The sequence below is a fragment of the Bartonella sp. M0192 genome, assembly GCF_016102305.1.
GTDB classification, from domain to species: Bacteria; Pseudomonadota; Alphaproteobacteria; order Rhizobiales; family Rhizobiaceae; genus Bartonella; species Bartonella apihabitans.
In genome coordinates, this window is record NZ_JACFOU010000001.1 from 1,573,084 (window position 1) to 1,581,887 (window position 8,804).

Genomic DNA, 8,804 nt, shown 5'->3' on the forward strand with positions numbered 1-8,804 from the left:
GTAAATCACGGATATCCATATATTTTTTGTGAAAAAGAAATCCTGCTAAATATTTTGGAATACGAGATAAGCTAATATACTGACGACGACTGTCACAAAAAGGCTTCGTGTTAGCATACCTGCAATGAGCGAAACAATTGTACTCAAAAGAGCAACTGAAATGCCGAAACTGGTCGTTTCCGGTTTTTCAAGAATTTCGGCAACGATAATAGCAGATAGCACAGCCGCCGGAACAAAATTCAGCCAATAACGAAAGAGTCTGGGAAACGGCCTGTGAGCCAACGCCATGATCGGCACAACTTTGATGAGCGCGGTAACTGCTGTTGCGACTGCAATTCCCAATCCGATATTTTCCATCATTATATTTTGTTACTCCCCGACTTGAGAAGCATAAACATGCCAATGGTTGCCGCAATGAGGGTAGCGACGATTGATGATGGATTTGCCGCAATTATGCCGTGTGAAAAGGTAACAATTGCCATTGCAACAATAATCACAACAATATCGATTTTTTTGGTCTGGCTTGCATACCATCCAAGCAATAGAAGACCGATAAACATACCGATAAGACTGAAACTCAGGCTGTCTTTTAACCAATCGGGTAGGGATGCCGCAAATATAGTTCCGACAAGTGTTGCAAGAATCCAGCTTAGCCATGCTGTGATATTAAGTCCCAATAACCATGAAAACGGGAGAACATTACCGTGAGTACGTGCGTATTGTGACGCAACGCCAAAGGTTTCGTCGGTCATCAAAAAACCGCCAACAAGCTTTTCAAGCCGATTGGCGTGAGAAAAATATTGCGCCATATAGGTGTTGATTAAAAGATAACGCATATTGATGAATAATACACCTAATGCGATTTGCACCAATCCGGCACCTGTGGACGCCATTGAATAAAACAGAAATTGCGCGGAACCCGCATAGACAAATGTACTTAAACAGAAAATCTGCAATATCGTAAAGCCGGATACCGCACCAATAGCGCCGCAAGCAAAACCGATTGCCCAATATCCGAGCAAGGTCGGAATGCAGGCAACGACACCCTGTTTGAAAAGACGCCAGTGGTTTTTATCCATCGTTCAAAGACTCAATTGATATTCAACGTCTTTTGAAATGACGTCTTCATATACATGTTTACATATTTCGACTATTGTCAAACAACGAATTATTGAAAGCTGATCGCAAGCGTAATATAGAACAAATGCCCATATTGTGTTGAACCGGAGGATGTGATGACAGGCTCGAAAGTCGATAACAGTAAGCTCAATGCAAGACAACGCCGGCTTGTGTTTCGAGCATGGCATCGCGGAATCCGTGAAATGGATCTGGTCTTCGGACAATATGTCGATGCCCATATTATGAAGCTCGATGAAAAAGCCATGGATGAGCTTGAATATATCATGTCCTTTGAAGACAGGGATTTATTGACCTGGGTAACAGGTGAAGTGCCTGTGCCCTATGATGTCGATTCGCCGCTTTTTCGCGATATTCTCGATTACCGCACGCGCATGGATTTTAACGCTTAAGTTATGTCGATATTCAAAAAAAACTTCGCTACTGAAAATTTACCACAATATCTGAGTTTTGATGGTGTCGTCTCCGGATACGAACCATTTGCGATATATAAAATTGCGGCTGAAATCGGCGGTAAGGGGCCAATTCTGTATATCGCACGTGAAGGGCAGAAACTTGATGATTTGACGCATGCTTTAAGTTTTATCGAGCCGCAAATGCCGGTTGTTCAGCTGCCTTCATGGGATTGTCTTCCCTATGACCGTGTTTCGCCAAATCCTGCAATTTCGGCAAAGCGGATGTCAGCGCTTACAAATATTTCTGCTCTGTTAAGAAACCCTCATCCGGCAATTATCCTGACTACTGCCAATGCAATTATGCAGAAGCTGCCTCCGCGTTCCATGGTTGAAGGCCAATCGATTACGGCGAAACCAGGCCAAAGCCTCGACATGGACAAACTTGTTCATCACCTCGAGCATAATGGTTTCGAACGGGTGTCGAGCGTGCGTGAAATTGGCGACTTTGCTGTGAGAGGCGGAATTGTCGATTTGTTTGCACCGGGAAGTGATGCACCAGTAAGACTGGATTTTTTTGGTGATACGCTTGAAACAGTACGTGCGTTTGATCCGGCAAGCCAAAGAACAACGAAAACGCTCAAAGAATTCTCGCTGGAGCCGATGAGCGAGATAACTTTAACGCCCGAATTGATTAGCAAATTCCGCACAAATTATATCAGATCTTTCGGCGCAGCCAGTCCGAATGATGCGCTTTATGAAGCAATTTCGGAAGGCCGAAGGTTTTCCGGAATGGAACATTGGCTGCCGCTTTTTTACGATCATCTTGATACGATATTTGATTATATTGGTGATATTCCAGTCGTGTTTGATCATCTTGCCGAAGAGGCAATGGTCGAGCGTAATAAGCTTATCGAAGATTATTATGAGGCCCGCTTGGAACAACACGACCCGAAAGACTCTTCGACACCATATAATCCGGTAAAACCGGCAGAGCTCTATCTGACGCCTGAAGATATTGCTTCATTGTCTGAAAAAGTGCGACACCGGATTGACCTTACGCCGTTTAACAAACCGGAATCGTCAGGTCATCTGGTCCTTCATAGCAATGTTACGATCGGGCGGGATTTTGTTGAAGAACGCACCTCCGAAAACAAGAATTTATTTGAAAGCGTTGTCGATCATGTTGCGGAACTCCGCTCGAAGGGTCACAAGGTGCTCCTTACCGGCTGGAGTGAAGGATCGTTGGAGCGCCTGTTACAGGTGCTTGATGAACATGGTCTTAAAGGAATAGAGAAGGTTACATCTCTTCATTCCGTAAAAGTCACACCACGCGATCATATCACTGCAGCAGTGGTAACTGTCGAACACGGATTTGTTGCAGACGATCTGGTTGTTGTTGCCGAGCAGGATATATTAGGTGACCGGCTTGTGCGCTCTGCACGGCGGCGCAAACGCAATGCCGATTTCATTTCGGATATGACCACATTGAACAGCGGAGATATTGTTGTTCACGTTGATCACGGTATTGGTCGTTTTGTTGGCTTGAAGACGATTACTGCAGCCGGAGTTCCTAGAGATTGTCTGGAAATTCACTATGCCGATGAAGACCGGCTTTTTCTTCCTGTTGAAAATATCGAACTTTTGTCACGTTACGGCGGTGAGGGAACAAATGTTGTTCTCGATAAACTAGGCGGCGTTGCATGGCAGGCAAGAAAAGCAAAACTTAAAAAACGTTTGCTCGAAATTGCCGGTCATCTCATTCACATCGCGGCCGAGCGCGAGATGCGCAATGCACCCGTTCTTGTACCGCCGACCGGTAGCTATGACGAATTTGTTGCCCGTTTTCCCTATGATGAAACGGATGACCAATTGCGTGCTATTGATGCGGTCCTTGGCGATCTTGCAGCCGGAAAACCGATGGATCGGCTGATTTGTGGTGATGTCGGATTCGGCAAGACAGAAGTTGCAATCAGAGCCGCATTTGTTGCTGCATTAAATGGTTATCAGGTTGCCGTTGTGGTGCCGACAACGCTTTTGGCGCGCCAGCATTATAAAACGTTCCAAGCCCGCTTTCAGGGATTACCTGTAAAAATCGGACAAGCCTCAAGACTTGTCGGAGCCAAAGAGCTTGCAGCCGTTAAAAATGGTGTGCGTGAAGGTACAGTTGATATTGTTATCGGAACGCACGCATTGCTTGGGTCGACTATGCAGTTTTCACGGCTTGGCTTGTTGGTTGTGGATGAGGAACAGAACTTTGGCGTTAAACAGAAAGAACGTCTGAAAGAACTGAAGACAGATATTCATGTGCTCACCCTTTCGGCAACTCCGATTCCGCGTACTCTACAACTGGCTTTGACAGGTGTCAGAGAGTTATCCCTTATTACAACGCCACCGGTTGATCGTATGGCAGTGAGAACCTTTGTTTCGCCATTTGATCCATTGATCGTGCGCGAAACATTGATGCGTGAACATTATCGCGGGGGTCAGAGCTTCTATGTTTGTCCGCGAATTTCGGATTTGAAAGTTGTTCAGGAATTTCTTGCCAACCACGTTCCCGAACTGAAAGTCACAGCAGCTCATGGGCAAATGCCGCCAGGTCAGCTTGATGATATTATGAATGCCTTTTATGACGGGCAATATGACGTGTTGCTTTCAACCAGTATCGTTGAATCCGGTCTTGATATTCCTTCGGCCAATACATTGATCGTCCATCGTGCCGATATGTTCGGTCTTGCCGCTCTTTATCAGTTACGCGGGCGGGTAGGGCGTTCAAAGCAAAGAGCCTATGCTTTGTTCACGCTTCCCAACCAGAAAATTTTGACACCGGGTGCGGACCGCCGCCTTAAAGTATTGCAATCCCTTGATAGTCTTGGAGCAGGTTTCCAGCTTGCAAGTCATGACATGGATATAAGGGGTGCCGGCAACCTTCTTGGCGAAGAACAATCAGGGCATATCAAAGAGGTTGGTTTCGAACTTTATCAACAAATGTTGGAAGAAGCGGTTGCCGAATTGAAAGACGGTACGGCTGTGAGTGAAAGCCAATGGTCGCCGCAGATTTCGGTAGGGACAGCGGTTATGATACCGGATAATTATGTTCCCGACCTTCCATTGCGCCTTTCGCTTTATCGCCGGCTCGCAGAAATCGAAGATTTGGGTGATATTGATGCTTTTGGTGCCGAACTGATTGACAGGTTCGGTCCCTTACCTGTTCCTGTACAGCACTTGCTCAAAGTCGTTTATATCAAGGCTCTATGTCGGCAAGCCAATGTTGAAAAACTGGATGCCGGTCCGAAAGGCGTTGTTATCCAGTTCAGAGAAAACAACTTTGCCAACGGTGTCGGACTCATCAAATGGATTGGCGAGCAGGGAAGCATGGCCAAAATACGTCCTGACCAAAGCGTTGTCTTTATTCGTGATTGGCCGAATGCCGATCAGCGTTTGAACGGCGCTGCTACCGTCATGACACAACTCGTAAAACTTTCTAAAGAAGGCGCAAAGAAATAGACTTTGCGTCTTCATTCGAAAGCTGTTTCAACCGTGATTTGACGGTGCTGTTGATCCCGCATTAAAATGTTTTTGAATTTTATTTTAATTAAAACGACTTGTAGGATTACAACCTAACCCGATTTTATCGATCTTCACTTGCTCCCGGTTCATAGCCGTCGGCAATTTGTTCAATGGTGTCGATTAAAACCTCGGTTGGTTGCGCGCCCATGACCACATATTTTTTGTCGATAATAAATGATGGCACACCACGTACACCGATATAATAGGAATGTGCGCTGTCCTGTTTGATGGTATCTTTATCAATGTCGGTTTCAAGCAATTTTTCGACAACGTCGGAACGCATTCCCACGCTTTTTGCTGCGTCAACCAATATAGCGTGATCACCAATATTCTGGCCCTGTTCGAAAAAGCGGGAAAACATTTCGGCAATGAGCTTCTGCTGTATACCTTTTTTGTCCTGAGACGCCCAATAAACCACGCGGTGGGCATCAAGGGAATTAGGCTCTGTTTTGATTGCGGCAAAATCGAATTCGATATCTTCCTGTTTGCCAAGGTCGAGTAATGTCCGTTCGGTTTCGTCAATTGCGTTCTGGTTGCCTAGGACTTTCTTCATATGAATTGGATAGGGAATGCCTTCTGGCTTCATATTAGGATAAAGTTGGAACGGCGTCCATGACAGTTTTATCGTGATTTCCGGTAGTGCTGCTATTGCTTTGAAAAGTCTCTTGCGTCCAATGAAACACCAAGGGCAAACGAGATCCGAGATCATATTGATAAAAATTATTGGAGAACTCACTGTATTTTTCCTCTAGCGATGCCACCAGGCCGGCAAGCGATATCCATAAAGCGGGGTATAGGCCGGATATTCTATACGCGACCAATGTGCAACCCATTGGTCGGGCAAATGATAAAGCGGAAGATAGTAACTCCCCGAGATGAGTACACGATCAAGAGCTCTGACGGCTGCCGTAAAATCTTCATTCGAGCGGGCATCGAGCAAAGCTGAAATCATAGCATCAATTGCCGGATCGGATGTTCCGGAAAAATTGAAACTACCTTCAAGGTCGCGGGAAGAAGAGCCCCAACGATTGAGCTGCTCATTACCGGGCGAGAGTGACGCTTTTAATTTCCCGACAATCATGTCGTAGTCAAAAGAGGTTAACCGGTTTTGATATTGTGTATCATCAACTGTTCGCACGTCCACCTTGACACCAATTCTCTCAAGTGAACGCTGATAGGCAAGTGCGATTTTTTCCTCTTCCAACGACTGGGTCATAATTTCAAAGTGAAGCGGTTGACCGTCCGGGCCAATTGCTTGCCGATTTTGCAGTTTATAACCGGCTTCTTTCAGTAACTGCCAAGCTTTTTCGGCAGAGGCCCGATCAATGCCGGAACCGTCGGTTTTTATATTATGCCATGTTCCGTCCATGACCTCGGGTAAAACAGCATCGGGGTAGGGGCTTAAAAGTTGTTTTTCTTTGTCTGACGCCGGCCGTCCCACGGCAGAAAGTGTCGACCCACACCAGAAACCTTCCGTGCGGCTATAGACATCGTTAAAGAGATTATGATTGACCCATTCAAAGTCAAACACAAGCGAAAGTGCCTGCCTTACTTTACGATCTTTAAAAATAGGCTTTCTGGTATTGAACACGAAGCCAATCATATCGGCCGGTGTTCCTTTTTTAAAACTTTCTTTGATAACGTCGCCATGATGCACAGCCGGAAAATTGTAGGACAACCGCCAGCGGTTCGGATTGGCCGGTTCTTCAAGAAAAACGTCCAAAATCCCCTTTTTGAAAGCCTCGAAACGGGTATTGTCATTACGGAAATATTCGATCTGAACCGTATCAAAGTTGTTCAAACCGCGGTTTACTGGCAAATCTTTTCCCCAATAATTGGGGTCACGTTCGTAAATTATGCGCTCGCCTGCATCAATATGGGAGATGATATAGGGGCCGCTTCCCGGAATTGGGGTAAGACCATTTTTTTCGAAATTTTCTACGTCGATTGCATGTTTTGGAAGAACAGGCATGCTGCTTGCCAAAATAAAAGGAAATTCACGATCTTTCGAATGTGGAAATTCCATTTTTACTGTCTGCTCGTCGAGCTTTTCAATATGTTCGATACGCTTCATATAGCGGTCGAAAGGTGGTCGTCCCTTATTTTTTAAGAGATCGACTGTAAATAAGACATCGTCTGCCGTAATTGCAGTACCGTCAGAAAATCTGGCCTTGGGATTGAGATGAAATGTGATTTCGGTACGATCGTCATTCAAAATAACGTTATCAGCAATTAAACCGTAAAGCGTAAATGGTTCATCACGCGTACGAACCATCAAACTTTCGTAAACGAGACCGCCAAATTGCTCGTCGGCAAACAAACCGCGTGCAGTTGTCCGGAAACTGCGAATAACAAAAGGATTGAGTCCGTCAAATGTACCGACCACTCCGTATGTGATCTTGCCACCTTTGGGAGCATCGGGATTGGCATAGGGAAAGTGATCGAAACCGGCACGTAAAGCGGGCGTTCCGTGCATTGCTATTCCGTTTTCGTTTGCCTGACAATTTTGCCCGAAACTCAAACAGAGAATCATAAAGAACAGACCGAGTTTATAGACAATGTTCATGTGAAACCCTTGGGAGCCGAATAATTCCGATTCGCCCAGTTTTAACCTGTCAGCGACTATTTGGGTGTGATTTATAATCAATTACAAGAAAAAACACCATTTTTAACCGCTATTCATTAAATGGAGTGTGATTGGAAAAACACAAAGATCGGTGCAATTTATAATTTGTTCGCTTCTAACGCTGGATTTTTTGATTAATCTTGTGTAAATGCGGCTGTAAAGGAAGGAAACGTCATCCTGTTGCCCTAATTCTGCGTAGAGCTGTTATTAAAGAGGTTGATATTTACCTTTCGGGATTATTTATTTGCGCATTGAAAGGATTTGCCTGATCATGTCCCATAAAAGAACCTACGCTGCTATTTCCGCATTGGCTGGCGCTGCTGCTCTACTCGTTGCGTCACATAGCATCGCCAATGCTCAGGGCATGCCTCAGGGGTGGTATAAGGTTTGCAGCAAGCAACAGGATGTTGATGTTTGTAACACAATGAATACCGTTGTTTCCAACACCGGACAACCGCTGACGGCTGTAAATTTGGTTGAGGTCAAAGGAAAGCAGAACGAAAAGCGTATCGGTATTCAGGTACCGACAGGCCGTTTTATTCCTGAAGGCGTTCACATTCAGGTCGGTGATGGCCCTGTGAAGAAGATACCGTATGTTATCTGCAACGGCCCGAGCTGCATTGCCAATGATACATTTGATGACAAGCTCATCAATGCTATGAAGACCGGTCAGAAATTGGTGGTAACAACCATCAACTTCCGCGGCACTCCTAACCCGATTGAAATTTCACTAGACGGTTTCAGTGCTGCCTATACTGGTCCTGGTATGCAGGAAAAAGATTTTGAAGCTGAGCAGATGAAGCTCCAGAAAGCCGTTCAGGCCAAGGAAAAGCAGTTTGAAGACAAAATGCGCGCCGAACAGGAAAAAGCCAAGTCCGGCAATTGATGCTTCAATCAGTATTCAAATAATAGAAGGCCGCTTGCGGCCTTTTATTTTATCCGAAAAAATAGGTTATTTAACCAATAGATAACCAATTCAAGTTTACCTCAAAGCCTCAAAGCCTCAAAGCCTCAAAGCCTCAAAGCCTCAAAGCCTCAAAGCCTCAAAGCCTCAAAGCCTCAAAGCCTCAAAGCCTCAA

7 protein-coding genes are annotated in these 8,804 nt (G+C 45.3%); 3 read left to right on the plus strand and 4 right to left on the minus strand.

Going from position 1 to position 8,804, the window contains the following annotated elements; all coding sequences use genetic code 11:
* Window positions 1-45: 45 nt before the first annotated feature.
* Both H3S82_RS06905 and H3S82_RS06910 read right to left on the minus strand, forming a co-directional pair.
* Window positions 46-360 carry an AzlD domain-containing protein gene (locus H3S82_RS06905; protein ID WP_198232069.1) on the minus strand — a complete coding sequence of 105 codons (315 nt, stop codon included), beginning with the start codon at window positions 358-360 and terminating at the stop codon, window positions 46-48.
* Complete coding sequence (locus H3S82_RS06910) at window positions 360-1,079, minus strand: AzlC family ABC transporter permease (protein WP_198232068.1); 720 nt, start codon at window positions 1,077-1,079, stop codon at window positions 360-362. Before H3S82_RS06910 ends, H3S82_RS06905 begins: the two co-directional genes overlap by 1 nt.
* Before the next feature lie 156 nt (window positions 1,080-1,235).
* Here H3S82_RS06910 and H3S82_RS06915 point away from each other — a divergent pair, with 156 nt between their 5' ends.
* Together H3S82_RS06915 and mfd are read left to right on the plus strand one after the other, a co-directional pair.
* Window positions 1,236-1,529, plus strand: coding sequence for a succinate dehydrogenase assembly factor 2 (locus H3S82_RS06915; protein ID WP_075870685.1), 294 nt, complete (start codon window positions 1,236-1,238; stop codon window positions 1,527-1,529).
* Window positions 1,530-1,532: 3 nt separating this feature from the next.
* Window positions 1,533-5,036, plus strand: a complete 3,504-nt coding sequence (mfd, locus tag H3S82_RS06920; RefSeq protein ID WP_198232067.1) for a transcription-repair coupling factor — start codon at window positions 1,533-1,535, stop codon at window positions 5,034-5,036.
* Window positions 5,037-5,160: 124 nt separating this feature from the next.
* Here mfd and H3S82_RS06925 read toward each other — a convergent pair whose 3' ends face one another.
* Window positions 5,161-5,835, minus strand: a complete 675-nt coding sequence (locus tag H3S82_RS06925; RefSeq protein ID WP_198232066.1) for a DsbA family oxidoreductase — start codon at window positions 5,833-5,835, stop codon at window positions 5,161-5,163.
* Window positions 5,836-5,847: 12 nt separating this feature from the next.
* Window positions 5,848-7,632: an extracellular solute-binding protein gene (locus H3S82_RS06930; protein ID WP_370541279.1), complete on the minus strand. Its 1,785-nt coding sequence runs from the start codon at window positions 7,630-7,632 to the stop codon at window positions 5,848-5,850.
* Between the two features lie 364 nt (window positions 7,633-7,996).
* On the opposite strand from H3S82_RS06930, the gene H3S82_RS06935 reads away from it, so the two are divergent.
* Window positions 7,997-8,611: an invasion associated locus B family protein gene (locus tag H3S82_RS06935; RefSeq protein WP_077971483.1), complete on the plus strand. Its 615-nt coding sequence runs from the start codon at window positions 7,997-7,999 to the stop codon at window positions 8,609-8,611.
* Window positions 8,612-8,804 lie beyond the last annotated feature (193 nt).

Coding starts and splice junctions, on each gene's coding strand:
- mfd (WP_198232067.1), top strand. CDS start 1,533: ATGTCGATATTCAAAAAAAACTTCGCTACTGAAAATTTACCACAATAT.
- H3S82_RS06935 (WP_077971483.1), top strand. CDS start 7,997: ATGTCCCATAAAAGAACCTACGCTGCTATTTCCGCATTGGCTGGCGCT.
- H3S82_RS06910 (WP_198232068.1), bottom strand. CDS start 1,079: ATGGATAAAAACCACTGGCGTCTTTTCAAACAGGGTGTCGTTGCCTGC.
- H3S82_RS06930 (WP_370541279.1), bottom strand. CDS start 7,632: ATGATTCTCTGTTTGAGTTTCGGGCAAAATTGTCAGGCAAACGAAAAC.
- H3S82_RS06915 (WP_075870685.1), top strand. CDS start 1,236: ATGACAGGCTCGAAAGTCGATAACAGTAAGCTCAATGCAAGACAACGC.
- H3S82_RS06905 (WP_198232069.1), bottom strand. CDS start 360: ATGATGGAAAATATCGGATTGGGAATTGCAGTCGCAACAGCAGTTACC.